At 42.6% G+C, this 18,959-nt stretch carries 10 protein-coding genes; 7 read left to right on the top strand and 3 right to left on the bottom strand.

The window, feature by feature from the left end; all coding sequences use genetic code 11:
- Positions 1-6 precede the first annotated feature (6 nt).
- Positions 7-1,482, top strand: coding sequence for a flavin monoamine oxidase family protein (locus HC733_RS09865; RefSeq protein ID WP_190364879.1), 1,476 nt, complete (start codon positions 7-9; stop codon positions 1,480-1,482).
- A gap of 382 nt (positions 1,483-1,864) precedes the next feature.
- Here the strand turns inward: HC733_RS09865 and HC733_RS09860 are convergent, their stop codons facing one another.
- On the bottom strand, positions 1,865-2,065 hold the full coding sequence (locus HC733_RS09860; RefSeq protein WP_190364878.1) for a hypothetical protein: 201 nt from the start codon (positions 2,063-2,065) through the stop codon (positions 1,865-1,867).
- A 184-nt stretch (positions 2,066-2,249) separates the two neighbouring features.
- Here HC733_RS09860 and HC733_RS09855 point away from each other — a divergent pair, with 184 nt between their 5' ends.
- Positions 2,250-4,268 carry a methyl-accepting chemotaxis protein gene (locus tag HC733_RS09855; RefSeq protein WP_190364877.1) on the top strand — a complete coding sequence of 673 codons (2,019 nt, stop codon included), beginning with the start codon at positions 2,250-2,252 and terminating at the stop codon, positions 4,266-4,268.
- Positions 4,269-4,346: 78 nt separating this feature from the next.
- Here the strand turns inward: HC733_RS09855 and HC733_RS09850 are convergent, their stop codons facing one another.
- Together HC733_RS09850 and HC733_RS09845 are read right to left on the bottom strand one after the other, a co-directional pair.
- Positions 4,347-5,327 (bottom strand): permease, encoded by a 981-nt coding sequence (locus HC733_RS09850; RefSeq protein ID WP_238937514.1) that lies wholly within the window; start codon positions 5,325-5,327, stop codon positions 4,347-4,349.
- Between the two features lie 50 nt (positions 5,328-5,377).
- Positions 5,378-5,674, bottom strand: coding sequence for a helix-turn-helix domain-containing protein (locus tag HC733_RS09845; protein ID WP_190364927.1), 297 nt, complete (start codon positions 5,672-5,674; stop codon positions 5,378-5,380).
- A gap of 299 nt (positions 5,675-5,973) precedes the next feature.
- On the opposite strand from HC733_RS09845, the gene HC733_RS09840 reads away from it, so the two are divergent.
- The 5 genes from HC733_RS09840 (at position 5,974) to HC733_RS09820 (ending at position 18,780) form a co-directional block, all read left to right on the top strand.
- A complete protein-coding gene (locus tag HC733_RS09840; RefSeq protein ID WP_190364875.1) occupies positions 5,974-6,306 on the top strand; it encodes a hypothetical protein in 333 nt (110 codons plus the stop codon).
- A 162-nt stretch (positions 6,307-6,468) separates the two neighbouring features.
- Entirely contained in the window at positions 6,469-7,266 is a 798-nt protein-coding gene (locus HC733_RS09835) for a hypothetical protein (RefSeq protein WP_190364874.1), read from the top strand.
- Between the two features lie 124 nt (positions 7,267-7,390).
- On the top strand, positions 7,391-8,113 hold the full coding sequence (locus tag HC733_RS09830; RefSeq protein ID WP_190364873.1) for a hypothetical protein: 723 nt from the start codon (positions 7,391-7,393) through the stop codon (positions 8,111-8,113).
- A 27-nt stretch (positions 8,114-8,140) separates the two neighbouring features.
- Positions 8,141-18,148, top strand: a complete 10,008-nt coding sequence (locus tag HC733_RS09825) for a tandem-95 repeat protein (RefSeq protein WP_190364872.1) — start codon at positions 8,141-8,143, stop codon at positions 18,146-18,148.
- Complete coding sequence (locus HC733_RS09820) at positions 18,145-18,780, top strand: hypothetical protein (RefSeq protein WP_190364871.1); 636 nt, start codon at positions 18,145-18,147, stop codon at positions 18,778-18,780. The genes HC733_RS09825 and HC733_RS09820 overlap by 4 nt, the downstream gene beginning before the upstream one ends.
- Positions 18,781-18,959: the final 179 nt, after the last annotated feature.

The following is an 18,959-nucleotide window of genomic DNA, read 5'->3' as shown; positions in this document are numbered from 1 at the left end:
TATAAAATGAATTTTTGGAAAAAGGATATTTTCCGTCATGTTGTAATGACAGTTATATTCTCTATGGTATTGACTGCTTGTGGGAGCAATAAAACAACGCAGTCAAAGCAGATAGACAAGCCGGCTGTTGCAAGCAAAGACGCTATCGTTGTGGGTGCTGGTTTTGCCGGATTGACAGCGGCATACGAGTTAGAGCAACAAGGTTTTAGTGTGGTAATACTCGAAGCAAGAGATAGGAGTGGTGGGCGAGTTGCAACGATAGAAATGGGCACTCAAACTGGTGAAATTGGCGGAGAGCTTATTGATGGTGCAACAGTCCACAAAGAGTTACATCGCTATGCAACATTATTTAATGTTGAGCTAGCAGATGTTGGCTACGACGGTGATATCGACGAAGGGGCCTACTATATTGACGGCCAGCTAGTTAGCTATAAAGAGTTTGATACTAATTACAATAAAGCCGTTGTAAATGACTATCGCCGTTTTAAAGACAGTATGAAACAGTTAGCTGTCGCTGTGCCAGACCCAGAAACCCCCGCGCAATTACCCCAAGCTAAAGAATACGATCAAGTCACAGTACAAAGTTGGCTAGATACCTTGCAGTTACACCCAATCGCCAAACAAATGGCCGAACAATTTGTTCGTGGCGAGTTTGATGAACCAAGCACTCTATCATTATTACATTTAGCTCAATATGCCAAAGTATATGAAAACGTCTCTGATGACGATGTTGAGTCTACGCGATTTTTAAAAGGCGGACGGGCCATGACACAGGCGTATGCAGATAATATCAATGGTGAGATTATACTTAATCAAGCCGTTGCTAATATACAGCAAGTTGAAAACAAAATAACGGTGACAACTGTAACAAATAAAAGTTACCAATCGGACGTTATAGTCGTTACTGTGCCTTTGAAAGTATTAAGCAAAATTACATTTTCACCCGCATTGCCAGAGGCGTTAACGCAAGCCGCCGATAATATCAATTATGGTACACACTCTAAAGTATTGTTGCGTTACAGCAAACGTTTTTGGCTAGATAAAAAATTAGGCGGAGATACCGTTGTTGCGAGTTTACCAACGGGCTGGACATGGGAAACCACAGAGCGACAAGGCGGTGAAGGTGGGATCCTCATTGCCTATACCTCGGGCGATTTTAGTAAAATGCAAAAGCATTGGACAGATCAGCAAATTATCAATGCTCGACTGGATGAAATAGAGCAAATGTACCCAGGTTCTTCCGAATACTTTATTGAAGCCAAAGCACAAAGTTGGCTCAACGATCAATGGACTAAAGGTGGCTATTTAGCTTATGGTCCAGGGCAAGTAAGTGAGTATTGGAAGTTGTTTTACAACCCGGTTGGGCGTATCTATTTTGCTGGAGAGCACACCGATACAATGTATCTTGGCTATATGGAAGGTGCTGTTAGAAGTGGTGTCCGTGTAGCACAGCAAATTAAAGAACTTGGCTTGCAGAAATAGATAGTACAACTGCCTTTGGTGCATTTTGTCAAAGGCAGTAATTTTTTGGTATAGGCATGCAGTATTTATTGTTGGGTAAATTAACGCGTGTAGTGGCACAATAAATTTTGCCACCTGATTAGGGCTTTGCTTTAGCTTGAAAGTTTAATACGACTTTAATTTGGTAGTTAGTCTAACTTTTTGCGTCATATATGAAGGGTAAGATTAACCATATAGTTTTAAGTCTATGATTACAATGCATTCTGATAACGCGTGCTGTTTTGGTCAGTTAACCTGCATGGAAATTCAGTTAGGTTGCCTTTGCGTCTAATTTTTCATTTAAAAACAGTTTGTTGAACTTTTCTCTTTAATTGCGTTGTAAATATTTATTCTTGTACCTTCTCTAGTATTTTGCCACTTGATATACTCGCGCCGCATTTTTGAGTGGAGCTTCGTCTGTATGTCGATATAACAGCTCTACCAAGGCAGAGCGATGCTCCAAGTAGAGCGTCATTACGTGCGTTAGCTGCATAAGCTCAGATACAAGGTTACATAAAAACGGTAGCGCCAAAACTGCCGAACATTCAGCACTAGTAATAATCATAAAAAACACCTGCTGTTACACAAAAATTCTTTTTATTTAAACAATTGAATGCAACAATCAAGTACCTTTATTGGTTACTTTGATGTCCTGTCGCTGTATTTTTCGAAACCCAACTGGCGAAAGCGTAAATACAGTGTTTAGGTTAATAACGCTCAAACTATCTACGTAGTATTAGGTAACTTTTATGAAAAACTCTCAACGAGAACCGTTGCAAAAACTCTCTCTCACATGGCGTTTGGTACTGCGTGTGTGCGCCATTGTTTCAGCCATTTTTATTGTATTGTCTATTGTCGCGGTTAATCGTATAACCGAGGAAAGTACCTCTCGGGTAAAGTCAGGTTTGGCCAGAGCGATAGAAACCGAGGCTGGTAATGTTGAGGAGTTATTTTTAAGCCGTTATAAGGTATTACAAACTGCATTTGACTCACCCATCATGCAAAACTGGTTGAGCAGTCGCACTCAAGCGTGGGCACCATTAGATGCGCAGCCTGATTATGCCAATGTTAATCAGTTTCTTACTCGTATAGTTAATAGTGAACCTGAGATCATCAGTGTGTTTTACAGCCCCCAGCACAGTCGTGAATACTGGGATGAAAGCGGCCGTATACCGCAAAAATTGATGACTCGACCCATCACCGATATTCCTTGGTGGCAGCTTACAGAATCTCATGGCACGGGTGTGGTTAACGAGCCTTTTGAAGATAGCCGAACGAAAGTAGTGTCGGCGGCTATTTCTAAACCTGTGTTTGATCAGCATGGACGCAGAATTGCCATTGCAGGCATAGATTTAAAACTTGAGGCCATTCAAAAGCAAATTGCTAATAACACCAAGTATCAAGGTGTAGGTCATGCATTTTTATTTCAAGATGATGGCCGTTTGATCACCTTATTACCCGATACAAACTTAAAACCACAAAACCGTAATCTAATAAAGCTCGACTCATTAGCGGGTAACTCAGGATTTGCGGCGTTAAATGATTTGTCAGAGGATTTATCCTATGTGCCTGTTCAGTGGCAGAACAATGCGTATCTAGCCGCAGTTGTTAAAGTGGCGATGGATGAGCCAATGATGAATTGGCGTTTGGTGCTACTTTATCCACAAGCAAAAATTGACGAACCAATTAATAAAGCCATTTGGCAGCTGGTGTTGATGACACTGGTGTTACTGATAGTGATTGCAATAGTGTTAACTTGGTCAATCAAACTTGGCTTAAAGCCATTACAAGAAGTAACCAGTGCCATGGCGCGTATAGTTAACGGAGATGGTGACTTGACGCAGCGCTTGGAAATAAAAAGCGATGATGAAATTGGCAAAGTGGCCAGTTTATTTAACGGCTTTGTAGATAACATTAACGACATTGTTTGCAACAGTTTGCGGGTATCAAACTCTGTTTCGGCATCGAGTGCCAATATGCAGCAGATGATGGTCAAAGCCGAACAAGCTGTTAAAGAGCAAGATGCTCAGTTGGACATGGTGGCCACCGCAACCACTGAGCTATCTCATGCCGTCAGTGAAATAAGCCGCAGTTCGCAAAGCTCAAGTGATGCAACGGTGGAAGTTAAAAAACAAGTAGAGCACGGTATGAACCTTGCGACACTCGCAGATCAGCAGATCAACCAAATGGCCTCAAGCTTTAGAGACAATGAAGCGTTGGTGAGTGAACTGCATGCAAGTAGTGACAGAATTGGTGAAGTGCTTGATGTAATCGGCAGTATTGCCGACCAAACCAACTTATTGGCGCTGAATGCTGCAATAGAGGCGGCGCGAGCAGGCGAGCATGGCCGAGGTTTTGCGGTTGTAGCGGACGAAGTAAGAACCTTAGCTAAGCAAACACAACAATCAACCCATAATATTCAAACGATTATTGACTCACTGCGTGAAAACACCAAGCGTGTGCTAGAGGCGATGGTTGTAAACCGCTCACAAGCAGAAGAGAGCGTGCAGCACGCGCAAGCAATCCACCAAAAGCTGACAGAGTTAACCGCCCAAGTAGAGCGAATTCAAATGCAATCGGTGGAAATTGCGACCGCCACACATCAGCAATCAACGGTGCTTGAAGAGGTATCAAAAAACATCGTGACCACCAAAGACTTGTCGCATAACACTTCACAATTGATGCAAACAGCCAATACGGCCGGTGGCCAACTGCAAGAAGAAAGCGAAGCGCTACTACAAAGTTTGCAACACTTTAAAACGCAGTAATTTACAGACAAAGCAACAGCGCACTACATCAATTATCTTCTAATTGCGGAAGTGCGCTTTGTTATAGAAACTCATCCCTTAAGGTTGCAAATTAAGTAGTTCGATGCTGATACCCGTAAGGCAAGCGGTGATAAAAATAAGCGCGATAAATGCGAGCAAAAGTGGCCAGTGGAACAGTTTTTTAAGCATGATCATTTCCGGCAAACTTGCTCCAGCCCCTGCAATGGTTAAAGACATCACCACCCCCATACTCAAACCTTTAGCAACCAAAGAGGCCGCAATGGGGATCATTGTTGACGCTCTGACGTATAAAAAGGTACCAACCAGTGCGCAAAGTGGAATGAGAAAAACCGTGTGCACGCCACTGAGGGAGGCAAACAACTCACTCGGCACAAAGCCATGTAACACAGCACCAATAGCAATGCCTAACACCATATAAGGCAGCATGCTTTTGAGTTGTGAAAGCGCCCCTTTAAACAGCGTAACTCCCAGTGAAAGCTTGGACTGTTTTGGTTGCTCGCAGCACACAGTAGGCGCGCATGTTGAACTCGTCTCGGCGCACGAAGGTGTAGATGAGCCTGTGGCACACTGCGTATTGGTATTTGACTGCTCGGCAAATAACTCTGGGCGAATATAACGTTCAAAACCTAAATATTGCAGTAAAAACCCCGACGAGAACGCCATTAAAATTACAAAAAACGTATAGGTGAAGGTTAGGCTTGCCCCAAATGTGGCCCAAAATAACGCCACAATAAATGGGTTAAGCAGTGGTGACGTAAACAAAAACGCCATCACTGGGCCAAATGCCGCTCTGGCTTTGAGTAACCCCACCATCATCGGCAAAGTTGAGCAACTGCAAAACGGGGTAATGGCCCCCAAGCTCATAGCAATGCCATAGCCCTTGTTACCCGAAAGCATGGCACGTACCTTTTTCATCGGTAGGTAATGATTAACGACACTGACAATAAAACTGATCAGCACAAATAGGATGCCCAGCTCGATAAAGGCACCAATAAAAAATTCGATGGCACTTTGCCATTGTGTTGAGGTAAACATCATCTTCTCCTGTTTTTATATTTCTAGAATTATCGAAATGTGGATTAAATTTTTTAGCAGCTATTAGCGCAGCACTCTTCAGACAAAAAGGCCATCAGCCCTTCAAGCTGTTGATATTGTGCTTGGCAACGCAGCACACGGCCTTCGCGGGTTTGACTCACTAAGCCCACTTTAACCAAGCGTGAGATATGGTGAGACAGGGTAGAGCCCGGAATATCCAGTTGCTGCTGGATAGCCGACACCGCCAAGCCATTGTGACCTGCACGAACCAAAATACGATATATTTCGAGCCGAGTAACATACCCCAGCTTAGCCAACTGTGTGGCTGCTTGTTCAATTTTTGGCTGAATTTTAAAAAAGCAAGATATTTCTATAGTTGTGGAAATGTAGTGGGTTTTTAAATATATCTGTAGCAACTGTAGCAACTTTGGCAATGTGCAGGCAACGTTTACCGAGTGTTGTGTAATTTACCCAAAATGGTACCATTGCCCACAAGTGTTTCTATTTTTGCTTTACTGTTGTTAAACGGTAGGCTGGTTTATTTAAATAAAACAATAAATTACCTGCTGACTCATCCATTTTCTCAACTAAGTGGTGTTATCTAACAACCCCATGTAACTGAAACTATCATTGAATAGCGATTAAAAAAATGAAAAATTTATTACTCGTATTGGTCGCACTAATGAGCTGTGCATGCTTGAGTGCGCAACAGCAGTACATAGTGACCGATGTACAAATTAAAAACGACACAGTGCTATTTAAAACACACCCAAAGCGTGATGGTGCCACTGCTGCATGTGTTGGTGCAGAGCAACTAGAGCAGTGGCTAGTTGATTTACATGCTAAGGGCAGTGCAAATATATTCAGCATTCTGTTAGGAGCATTCGACAGTGGCACGCCTGTGATAATTGAAGGCACAAACCGTTGTTTTGCTGATACCAATATTGAGTTAGTTAACACAATAACCATTTCTAACGGTTAGCTTTTTAATAAAAATAAATTGATGTGTACTTTTTAACAGTTATATACACCTTGTTGTAAGTAAAAACTACACATAAACCATCAGCTACCAAAGATTATAAAAACATAAAGTAAATTAACTTAAGTTGATTTATCCTTATTTAAATTATTGAGAGTTTAAGTAATGACCTATCGTCAGACTATTTTATTAACTATTTTATTTTCCCCTTTTTTATCTAATGCTACATCTCAAATCAAGCAATTAGAAGTTCAAGGAGAAACAGCCACCTTTACGCTATCAGCTCCTAAAACCCACACTATACCTAGCTGTGTCAGTAACGATAACCAAAACAAATGGGCGATTAACTTAAACTCCCTACAAGGGCAAGCCATGTATAGCTTGCTGGTGACGGCGGTATCGAAAGGGATGGAAGTAGATGTAACATCTGCAAACCGTTGTGAAGCATTGCCCAATGTCGAGCAGGCGGCTTATGTGGCGCTGAGTGTAAATCAGCAAGTACAAAAGTCGCAAATACCCGCGTTATATAAAAGTGATGGGGTGACTAAATTAGGGAATATAGTGGGCTCGCCAGCGCACCATTATTACTATTATGTTCCTATCGAAGGTGCGAAAATACCAAAGTATTATCTGGCAAGTTCAGCTAATAACCCCCTTTTTTTTCTTGATGCGCAATGCAGCGGCCAGCCCTATATTAATAGTCATTTTCCAGGGAATCCTCCCGCTTATTCACAAGCTATCGATTTATTTGTTTGGCAGACCAATTATTTAGTTGATGACAATAAGCTAAATATACACGGACAAGCAAAGGTATATGAGCTTAAAGGTACATGGGTTAATGATGGCTATCAATATGAATGTACTGACACTGGAAAAGTCGCCTCCGAGTACCCAATCACGGCAAGTAAAGTAGTGCCGAGCCCTCATTATTTATGTGGTGAAAGTGCCTGCATTATCAAATAGTGCAAGTCACTTAGAAAGATTAACACTCATATTAAATAACTACTCAACTAACCAATAACAAGAACTCTATTTTATGCGATACCTTAAAGCTACTCTTTTTACTTTATTAACTCCAAGCGCTGTGATGGCAGCATCTACCGTAGCCGAACTCAATGTACTGGGTGATACTGCTACATTTACCCTATCCGAGCCGAAAACACATACCATCCCGAGTTGTGTGAGCAGCGACAATCAAAATAAATGGGCAATTAATTTAAATTCCCTACAAGGACAAGCCATGTATAGCTTGTTGGTAACGGCGGTATCTAAAGAGCAGTTGGTAACAGTACAATCAGCGCAGCGATGTGAGTCAGTTGTTGATGTTGAACAGGTTCAAAGTCTGTCATTGAGTGTTAATAAACAATCTGCTGGCTCTGGTGGTGCATGGTTATATAAAGGGGATGGGGTGACCAAAGTTGGCAAGGTGATCTCATTTGAACCGAATGTATATTATTACTCTCCTATTGAGGGCACTCAAAAGTATCATGTATACAAACCGTCAATTGGTAAAGATTTTCAGTCTCATTATTTTCTCGATGCAGAGTGCAAAAGTGAGCCTTATCAAACTTATAATTCACGTAATGAGGCTGTTTTTTATCAAAATGTAAAGTCTTACTTCCATTTTTCGGATCCCAACATACAAGGCAACCGTTTATCAGATCATGGTAATGCCCCAGTTTATAAACAATGGGGTGGTACAAATGGGTGCGTAAAAGAAAGCTATCTGGCCTACCAAGAAAATCGGGCTATAAAATTAGAAAAAACCGAACACCCTTTGTGTGGCAAAACCCCTTGTTGGATTAAATAACAATAAAAGGACTTTTAAGGGATGACCATGAGTAGAGTTATTTTAAGCTTTGCACTTATATTGCTATGTGCAATGGCTAAACCTGCGCTGTCGGCTGGGTTCGATTTTCCCACCCATTTACAGTTTATGCTTAAAAACCTGCGTGAAAACGCACAGGATAATAGCGCCCCCACTGTTACCGAAGACCATATTACTTTGAGTGAAGATCAAGCTTCGCTATTAGATTTGCTCGGCAACGATATAGATGCAGATAAAGACACGCTTAAAATAGTCTCTGTCAGTGCGAAATTGGGTGAGGTCATTCTGTTACCAAACGGGCAAGTAAAGTATATTCCGCCCGCCAATTTTGCTGGGCAAGATGAAATCACCTATATGCTCTACGATGGTCGCTCTAACCCTGTTGCGGGCCGTGCTTATATTACGGTTCACTCCATTAATGACGCCCCTGTTGCGCAAAATGATGCTGTTACGCTTATTGCAAATACTACAGCGTTAGTAAAGGTCCTAGAGAACGACAGCGATGTGGATGGCGATGCATTAATCATTACGCAAGTTAGCGCAAAACATGGTCAAGTGCTTGTGAAAAGTAACGCAATTGAGTACCAGCCTTACTTTGATTTTGATGGTAGCGATGTGATCGACTACGTAATTAAGGACTCGGCAGGGGCAACCGCAAGTGCCAAAGTGTTCATCACGGTGTTAAAGGAAAATAAAACAGCCCCTGAGATCACAGCGCAGCAACCATTGGTGATGGACGAAGACACCGCATTGACGCTTAATATTGAGCACATCACATATATTGATAGAGACTCGTTACCTGCAGACATTGTGCTCGAAGTCGCTCAAGGCCAGAACTACACAGTCGACGGACTTACCATTACGCCTATTGCCAACTTTAATGGCGAGTTAATCGTGCCTATTACGCTATTTGATGGTAAGCATCGTTCAGAAATTTTTGATTTGAAGTTAATCGTAAATGAAGTGAATGACTTCCCTCAAGCGGGGCAAATTATCTGGGAGTCTGTTAAGGATGAGAAATTTACCATTTATATGCGCGGAATGATGCATGATCCTGATTTCGATTTTTGGCCCCTAGGTAGGAATGATCCAAGATTGAAAGAGTTTAAGTATATCTTCTCAAAAAATGCGGTTCGTGAAGACCATGGTGGCTGGACAGATAAAGGTGGTCGCTTTGTACATGTGCCGGGAGCGCGAGATGATGTATTTGAATACACTCCACCAAGCGGATTTGTGGGGCGAGATTATGTATTTTTCTTTGTGTACGACGATCAAGGCGCACCATCAGGACGTGGTGATATTACGATTGATGTAAAAGAGCAAAAAGATTCCCCTGTGATTGTCAGGCACAATAACATAGGGCCAGTGCACGAAAACTCAACCTTTACACTCTCGACGAGTGACTTATACATTCGATACAAAGGGTCAGACAGTAACAATGGTGCGTTACGCCTCATAGTGAATAATGAACCTGGTTATTATTCATATGATGACAAATCAGGCACCGTCACCATAGATCCCCTCTATGAAGAGGCCGTCTTAAATGTGTTTGTACAAGTAACCGATGGCGTGACAACCTCCAATAAGTTTAGGGTTAAAGTGCCTCTTATTGCCGTAAATGAAGCTCCTGTTGTTTATGATGTTGAAAAAACACTATCAGAGGCTACTGAAATCGAGCTTGATTTTAGAAGTACGCTGATGAGCGACCCAGAAGCCAATAACAATGCCTCTTACTTGTTAGATAAGTTTACGTATCAATTTGTGACACAACAGGGCAGTGAAGATAATAAAACCGCCAGAGGCCAATTGGTGAGAGTACCGGGTAAACCACATGGGGTGTTTAAGTACATACCCAACATGCCATTTGAAAAAGACACTTTTGGATTTTGGGTAACAGATGAGCAGGGTGTTCAATCAAAAATGGGCACGGTTGTGATAAGCCCACCTAAGCCTGATGTGCCAAATAGACCTGACTTAATAGTTGATGGAAGTAGTATACAGGTTACGTGGAATGAAGTTGACTTTGCGACCTATTACGTAGTTGAAGAGTTTAAGCAAAAAATAGACTTTTCTTCGTCATCGACAGAGCATCGGGTAACCGAGCATACCTTTAACTCACAAGAAGTTGAAAACGAATACTCAAAATATCGAGTTAAAGCGTGTAACGAAGTGGACTGCTCAGAATTCTCGGAGTTTTCATTACCTTCAAAAAGCTTGGTAACCACACCTAAGGCGACTTTGGTTGGCACGAATAGCATTGAGTTGAGTCTGGGTGGTGCAGTAGAAAGTGTATTTGATCTACAAATAAAATATAACGACAACGATTGGACTGTTCCGAGTCGCTTTACTTACAACAAAGACAAAAAGTTGGTAACACACCCGAATCTTCCATCAGGAGAACTAACCTATAGAGTAAGAGGCTGTAATAGCGATTTAAGCCGTTGTACTCAGTGGTCAGCACAGTCCAATACTGTATTAATACCAACTTGGATCCATGAGGTGAAAGTTGAGGGGAGTAATACCACTTTGACATGGGGCCCAGTTAAAGGTGCAGACTATTATGATATCTCAATTAAGTTTAATAACAACGATTGGACAGTACCAGATAGGTTCACGGTAGCTGCGGGTGATATATCCGATAATAATAGCGTGACATGGAACAACATGGACGGTGGTATTCGCTCATACAAAATTCGCTCTTGTACTGGAGAAGTTGGTTTGTCCACTTGCTCTGCTTGGTCAGTAGAAACAGCAAAGTATGAAACGATTAGCATACCAAGTGATACACCTGCGTTGGCAGTGTCACTGCCAACACTTACCTTTATTAACAAATCAGAGAAGATCACTTGGTCGTTTGTTAGCACGCCAAAACAGGATTTGACATCGACTCTTTTTGTGCTGCCTCCAAATCAGTTAAACATGATCCAACTTGGCTCTCGTGCCAATAATCAACCGGGCTCCTATGAGTACAAGTTTGAGCAAGCCGGTACTTATCGATTCTTTGCCCAAGCCTGTGGCGCGGTGGATGCGTCGAATGTTGCATGCAGTGAACGTTGGCAGACAGAGCAGCGTGTAGAAGTCGTGAACCAAGAGTTTGTGCCCGAGAATAAAGGCAATGAACTGACGTGGCCAAGCTTACCTTCTGGCAGCAAAGTTACCATTGAAAGCGCATCGTGTGCCGATGCAAGCCGCTGTGACATGGCCTCGCTTGATTGGGATCCGTTGAAAACACTTACAAATGGTGAAACCAGCTATGGTTTGAGCAACTCAGAAGGCAAGGTTTACCGCATTAAAGTGTGTATTGCGGATGATACTTGTACGTTTTGGATTAGCGTCGACAGGGATCAAACCAAGTTTGGTTATGCAGATACATCCGTTCAAGTACTTCAAGATGCTAATTTTTCAGATATCCTACTCCCAACCACAGATGCCGTCGGCACCCTTGGCGGCCAAGCAGGTGTAAGCGGTGGTACAGCAAGTTATAGCTTACCGATTCAAATTGCACCGGGTCGCAATGGCGTGCAGCCTCAAGTGTCGCTGAGTTATTCATCTCGTTCGGGTAATGGCATTGCCGGTGTTGGCTTTAACCTATCGGCAGGGTCGCAGATCAGTCGTTGCAGCGCCACTTATGCGCAAGATGGCTTTACTCAAAACCCGCAATATAACGACAACGACCGCCTGTGTTTAGACGGCCAGCGATTGATAGCTGTATCGGGCAATTATGGCGAAGATAACACGATATACCGCACTGAAATAGAAAGCTTTGTACGCGTTACTCAAACAGGGGAGCTCAATTTAGGCCTTGTTTCATTTATGGCTGAGTATGCCGATGGCACCGTTGCCTACTTTGGACACGATGCCAGTGCTCGTAGTCATCACAACATCAGTGTTACTGACAGCAGCAATAAGACAGAAACCAATGCTTGGCTGATCAGTTACCAGCATGATGCTACCATTAAAAACTATATCAACTATGTTTATACACAGTATGGTGCTGGTGAACGTTTGCTCAGCGATATATATTACACAGGAGGGGGCACCAGTGAAGCGCTACGGGGGATGCAGCGAGTGCAGTTTGTATATCAAGACAGAGCTGACAAGCGCTCAGGTTATATGGCCGGTGGGTATTACGAGTCGACCAAACGATTACACAAAGTATTAAGCTATACAGGTAACACCTTAGTTAGTAACACGCTACTTAACTACAAAACGAGTGCAGCAACGGGTAGAGACCTATTAAATTCGATACAGCAATGCGCTGATGCACAAGGTATCACCTGTTTGCCTGCAACACAGTTTAATTGGCAAGACGCTGCTATTACGATTAAGAATGAATATATTGAAGAGTTAAACTCAACGACCAGCATAAACAGCATAACGCCAAACGGCGATAGAAATGGTGACGGCGCGAGAGATTGGCCAGGTTACTACATAAATGCAGAAGGGGGTATGGAAGTAAATACGCACCCTCAAACAGCCTGTACAGATATTGGTTCAAGCGGTAATGCGATTAATTGTTTCCGTCATACCTTAGACTTTAACCTTGATGGTTACACAGATGACATCTACCGTTCTGGCACAAATCTAGCGTTCGCAAAATTAGCAATTAAATTGAACAATAAAGATGGTAGCACCGCGAATATAATCAGCGATGTAAGTTATCCACTCTCGACAGAGCTGTTGTTCGCTGGTGACATTAACGGAGATTCTTATCCCGATGTAGTGTTGGTAGAAAGCAACGTCAATCGTGAAGAAGCAGATGAGGTTACTGTTTATTACCACACAAAAAATATGGCTGCACCTTACAGTGCGTCAAACTCCAAAGTGATATTCGATATTTATAAAAAAGGTACTACAAGACAGTACGATTTTTTATATGCAGGCGACCTAGATGGTAATGGCTTACCTGACTTTTATTCTACCGACCTTTCGGCGGCGCATGGTGGATTGACATACGGTCAAGGGAAGATTTCAATTATCTACTATACCCGTCCGCATACGGTAAAAGATACGAAAGTGTTTGACACGGTGTACTTTAACAGCGGCGATGACATGGATTACACTAACTCGATAGCTAATGAAGCAGAGCCGGATTGGACGCGCTTTTATTACTTTGCTGATGTCAATGGTGATGGTCTTAAAGACTGGTTAGGCTGGTATAACCCTAAAGTTAATGACACTAATCTATTCATCCGCTATAACAAAGGTAATGGCTTTACATCACCCGTAACAACGGGGCTATCTACTGGGAGTCGAATTTATTATTCACACTACAATAGAACGGAAGATGGGAAACTTTCTGGCAGCATTTACTATGTGAATGATTCTGCGAATTCTTATCGCATAGCTGATATCGATAATGATGGCAAAGAAGAAGTGTTATATCCTGCAAAGCTTGTTGTTGAAGCGTGTGTATCTGTCAGTATTTCAAGTTCATCTACACCGATATGTGGTAAAGCCCTTGGCGGAGAATTAGAAGAGTCGGTCATGGTTGGAAGCAAGAATGTAAAGATAATAAATTCAATTCCAGAACGTCACGACCATAACATCTATGAATACAAAGCCATTAAGCTGCTCAGTGATGGTAGTTTTGCTAGGGTGGAAACAGGCATGCATGGAGCCAGCACACACTCACAACTTGTTGATGCGCAAGGTGATGGCCTACTCGATATGGTATTCAACTTTGGATGTGAATTGAGTGATGATGGTACGTCCTCAAATTGTACGTTTAACAGCAACGGGCCTGCGGGGTTTGAAAAGGATCGTGTTAACATCAGCCGTAACTATGGTTCGGGCTCTGGCCAAACAGGTGCAGACTATGCACCTGTGGATATGCTGAAATCTGTCACCAATGGTGTTGGCTTTAGCAGCAGCTGGCAGTATCGTCCATTATCATCAAGTATTCAAACTGGGATTGCGGGTGCGCAAAACTTGTATGAAAAAGGCACAAACTACCTAGCAGGCTATCAAAACTTTGCGTCAAGCATGTATGTGGTTACTGACTTTACGCAAGACAGTGGCACAGGTGGGGTACTTGAACATAAATATGCTTACAGAGGGGCAGTATACAATACCCAAGGTCGCGGCTTTATGGGCTTTGAGCGCATTATTGAAGCGCAAGTATCAAGAGGCACCGTTACGCAATCTGATTTTGAGCAAGTGTTCCCTAAGCATGGCAAACTTTATCGTCAAGCGACTTTTTTAAGCTCAGATTACGCGTCTCGTACACAAGAAGCGCTCAATTCGCTCGATGGTGAAACTCAAGCGATTAAGTATACCGAGCTGAATTGGGATGAAAACGCCGCACACGATGTGCTGAGTGTTAGTCACATTTATCAATCACAAAGTACCAGTGTCACCCGCGATTTATTGACTAAAAGCAGTGTTACAACAAGCACCATGCAGGTTGATACCATCGACGAATGCGGTAACGTAACCAAAGCCACGCACACTCTCAAGGATGAGTGGGGTGAATATACAACGATTAAAGAGCAGGTGGTCACAACCCAGTGTGCCAATGCAGATGCAGTATGGTGGCCAAGCCAAGTAACAAGTTCAACGGTGACTAAATCAAGCATTACCAAACGTCACAGTGAAGACCCTGTCAATGATACAGGTAACACGGATTTGGATAGCACGGTCAGTGTAGTTACTCAATTTAGTGAGTATCAACCAAACCGCAAACCTAAAACCGTCACGGTATCTGGTAAGGTAGGTGAAAATGCCTCAGGTAAAGGGAAAACCACCACAACGTTGTATAATCTTTATGGCCTACCATCTTCGATAACTGAAACTGCGCAGGTACTAAATAGCGATGGTCAGTGGGGAGATAGTGCACGTGAAACAAGCATAACCTATAACACAGGTGGCGATACAGAGCCTACTGAAGACGGCTACTTTCCATATACGGTTAAAAATGCGAAAGGCCACTTTGTAAAAACCTACACCAACCCAGCCACAGGGCAACCTAATATCCAAAAGCGGGAAGTGTCTAAAAATACGTGGGTGTCTGCGCAATTTGGCTACGACGATTTTTATCGTCCATTTAGCCAAAAAGTGGATGGCATGCTAATCCAGTACTCGGCCATACAACAGTTAGTGACTGGTGATGAGCACAAACCTGCACACGCGGTGATGGTGGTTAAGCAGGTAAGTGCTGGTACGCCAGAAGTGCGGGTGTATAAAGATAAACTAGGCAGAACCATTCGTACTGCCAGCCAAGCGTTTGATGGGAGCTGGGTTTATCAAGATGTGAACTTTGATGCGCTAGGTCGCACCACTTTTGAGTCAATGCCTTATAAAGCCGGTGGTGCATCATACGGCACAGCCTACAGCGGGTTTGATGAGCTAGACCGACCTTCGTCTAAGGCGGTTGACCAAGAATGTGGTGAATCTGGCACTGGATTGATGACGGTGAACTATGGCTACAGTGGCTTAGAAACCACCATTAACGTGAGCGAGAGCTGTTATGGCATCACCCTTGGTCAAATGTCTCGCACTTATAATAGCTTAAAGCAATTAGTGCACACCCAAGATGCTCACAATGGCGATACTTACTATGGCTATAACAGTCTAGGCTTACCGGCAGTCATACAAGATGCTGCAGGCAATCAAATTAAAGCCACTTACAATGCACTGGGTCGTAAAACCAAGGTGGATGACCCGAACCAAGGTGTGACTACCTTTGCTTACAACGGCTTTGGTGAGTTACAACAAGAAGTGCGTGCTAATGGCACCACGGTCAAGTACTTGACTGATGCATTAGGTCGCGTATCTCAGCGCAGCGCAACAGGAGAGCAAACGCTCAGTTACAGCTACGATGGTACTAACGGCTACGGGCAAATGACCAGCGCTAGCGGTAATGGTGTAAGCCACACGTACAACTTTGACGCACTCGGTCGCCCAAGCAGCCATACCGTAACAGGCAGTGGTAAAAGCTACACCACCACCACCTTCTATGATGGCAACTATGGCCGAGTAAAAGGCGTACGCTACCCGAATGATTTAACGTTAGAGTACACCTATAACGATTTAGGCTACCAAGAGTCAGTTAAAAACGCGGCAAACGACTATGTATATCAAGCAGTAAACACCCAGGATATCTTAGGTAATATCATCGAAAGTAAACTGGGTAATGGCTTAACCCAAAAGCAGTTTTACTCTTTAGCGTCGGGGCAAATGACGGGCAGCCATACTGCGACGGAACACGGTGGCCAACTGATGTCGCTGAATTACAACCAATACGATGGCTTTGGTAATTTAAAAGCCATGAGGGTAACTACAGGGAGCTTTGATAATCAACACAGTTTTAGCGAAAGCTATGAATATGATGGCTTACACCGTTTAACCAGCAACAAAATTGATGGTATTACCACCATCAGTTACGACTACGATGCCATTGGTAACTTAACTAAAAAGTCAGACTATGCGTCAGAGTATAATTATGCAGACCACTTAAGTGGCTACTCAGGCGGTGGCGCTAATGCGGTTAAAAAGGCCAATAAAAACGGCACATGGGTCGGCTTTAGCTACGATGCACGCGGTAACATGACCGAAGGCGATGGCTTAAGTAGCGCCATTTACAACGCCATGGACAAACCAACATCGATTACCAAAAACGGTATTACCAGCACCTTTGTGTATGGTCCTGACCATATGCGCTTTAAGCAAGTAAAAGGCAATATCACCACTTACTACGCAGGCGCATATGAAGAAGAGGTTGAAGGCACCAAAACCACATGGCGCGCCTACATTGGGGATATAGCGGTTGTTAGCCAAGGTACAGGGGAAGTGGCCACGATACGTTATACCCATAGAGACCGACTAGGCAGTGCTCGACTATTTACCGACCATAACGGTAAAGTGATTGCCGAGCGCAACTTCGACCCATTTGGTAAGCCAAGAGAAAGTAGTGGTGATTTAAAACTACCAGCGCAATTGGGTGATAAAGCATTAACCAAGACTAATCGTGGATTTACCGATCATGAGCATCTGGATGAATTAGAGCTTATTCATATGAACGGTCGGGTGTACGATTATAACCTTGGTCGGTTTATGAGTGTTGATCCGCTAATTCAGGGTGTTGGCAATAGCCAAGGTATTAACCCGTATTCGTATATCATGAATAACCCGCTGGCGGGGACTGATCCGACGGGGTATAAAATCAACGGCAGCGATTGTGATGATCCGAATGGAAGTGGTTGTAGCCCGAGTTCGGGGGTGGCGAGTGTAGAGATCAAATCTCAAAAAACAAGGTCGAGCTTTTCGACAGGTTCAGCGATTGCTCAAAAACAAGTGCTTAGCGCATCTGGTACCATAAACATGGCGAATGGTACTCAGAAAAACTTTAGTGTTAACTATACGACTGGTAATGCGCAGATAACTGACCTTGGTGGGCAAGGAGGGATTGCGAAGGATGCTAACATTAGTGGTGGCAAAGATATTATTACCGATCATAGTTATATGGATCAAGTGACTCAATCGACGCTATCGCAAGATGAAATAAATGAAAGAAAGGCATTGGGTCGCTCCAAGTTTAATTTCTCATGTACAGGTCTATCGAGCAAAGAATGTAGCAAAGTGTTCGAAGAATACACTGTTTATGCTGAAGACTATGCTTTAACAGATGAAGGGAATCAGCATTTATCCGCTACAAAGTGGAAGCTAGAGGTAATATTACAAAATGGTGGATCTGAAAGTGCGGTATCTGGCGGTAAGGCTTATATTAATCTTACTAGAGGTAGAACGCCTTTCAGTATAGGGCATGATGGCTCATTTATTGATTTGAATGGCTTTAGAGAGTTTACGCATGAAGTGAGCCACATAACAGCTCGAGGTACTGTTGACGAAAGAGCTACGATGAAAACTACAAATATAATTATAAGGCAGCGCTTGATTAATCTTGGCATGTCAGTTAAATTCGGTGGTATTAGGGCTACACATGGGTCCGATACATATTGGGGTATAGAGCGCAATGGACTTGATGGAATAAAATCTAATGGGATATTTAAGCAATGATTTTTTTAACATTATTTTCGCTAATATTAATCTCCACAAATATAGTAGCCGCTGAATACCAATGTTTAGGCAGTTCAGTACGTTTTTCAAATGGTGAAGTCGCTACAAAATTTGAACTCAACGGAAAACTTCATATAGTTCTAACTGACAATATACCCAGTTCAAATAACTTCACAGTTGATGGCACTGAATATTTTGTTTTTGAAGAGCACTTTGTTGATGATTCGTACTATTGGGTTGGTTTTACAAGGACGCACAATTTAGTTAAATCGGGCTTATTTACAGGAAAGTATGATAAAAACCCTTTAATAAAAGGTGACTTTGTCAAATTATTTTCTTTTAGTAAGCAAATCTATGTAATTTCTGAAGACTCTAAAAGTGGCAAAACGATAGTTGCGGTAGTTAATAATGATTTCTCTGGAATAAAGTCTATTTTTGAAACAGATGGCCGGCCAACTGATACATTCTTAGATACAAAAACTAGAGCACTGAACGAGCAAGGTTATTCGTTTTATCAAGTGATATCTGGTTATCCTAATTGGGCTGTAGCTATAACACCAGATAGTAAAGTGCACCCTATGCATTGTCTTAAAAACGAATCAAAGGATATAAAGCCTTTGATTGAATTTTAAGAGTAAAATATTAAAAGGACAGTCACTCAAACTTGAAACTTAGAGTAATGAATTAAAAGGAGTAATTAGTCGACACTGAAAATCACTTAATGCATTGATCTTCTTGATGATCTAAACGATCTTACTATCCTCATTTTGCAACGTTTGTTTTCTCACCCCTCAAAACCTTGCAAAATGGA

This window comes from Pseudoalteromonas sp. S16_S37 (assembly GCF_014694405.1).
Classification (GTDB): domain Bacteria; phylum Pseudomonadota; class Gammaproteobacteria; order Enterobacterales; family Alteromonadaceae; genus Pseudoalteromonas.
The sequence above is the reverse complement of the archived record's forward strand: the minus strand, read 5'-3'. Positions and strand labels throughout refer to the sequence as shown.

Bases quoted from the DNA above. Each gene is read 5' to 3' on its own strand.
- HC733_RS09865 (WP_190364879.1), top strand. From the start codon at position 7: ATGAATTTTTGGAAAAAGGATATTTTCCGTCATGTTGTAATGACAGTT.
- HC733_RS09825 (WP_190364872.1), top strand. From the start codon at position 8,141: ATGAGTAGAGTTATTTTAAGCTTTGCACTTATATTGCTATGTGCAATG.
- HC733_RS09830 (WP_190364873.1), top strand. From the start codon at position 7,391: ATGGCAGCATCTACCGTAGCCGAACTCAATGTACTGGGTGATACTGCT.
- HC733_RS09840 (WP_190364875.1), top strand. From the start codon at position 5,974: ATGAAAAATTTATTACTCGTATTGGTCGCACTAATGAGCTGTGCATGC.
- HC733_RS09820 (WP_190364871.1), top strand. From the start codon at position 18,145: ATGATTTTTTTAACATTATTTTCGCTAATATTAATCTCCACAAATATA.
- HC733_RS09855 (WP_190364877.1), top strand. From the start codon at position 2,250: ATGAAAAACTCTCAACGAGAACCGTTGCAAAAACTCTCTCTCACATGG.
- HC733_RS09860 (WP_190364878.1), bottom strand. From the start codon at position 2,065: ATGATTATTACTAGTGCTGAATGTTCGGCAGTTTTGGCGCTACCGTTT.
- HC733_RS09835 (WP_190364874.1), top strand. From the start codon at position 6,469: ATGACCTATCGTCAGACTATTTTATTAACTATTTTATTTTCCCCTTTT.
- HC733_RS09850 (WP_238937514.1), bottom strand. From the start codon at position 5,327: ATGATGTTTACCTCAACACAATGGCAAAGTGCCATCGAATTTTTTATT.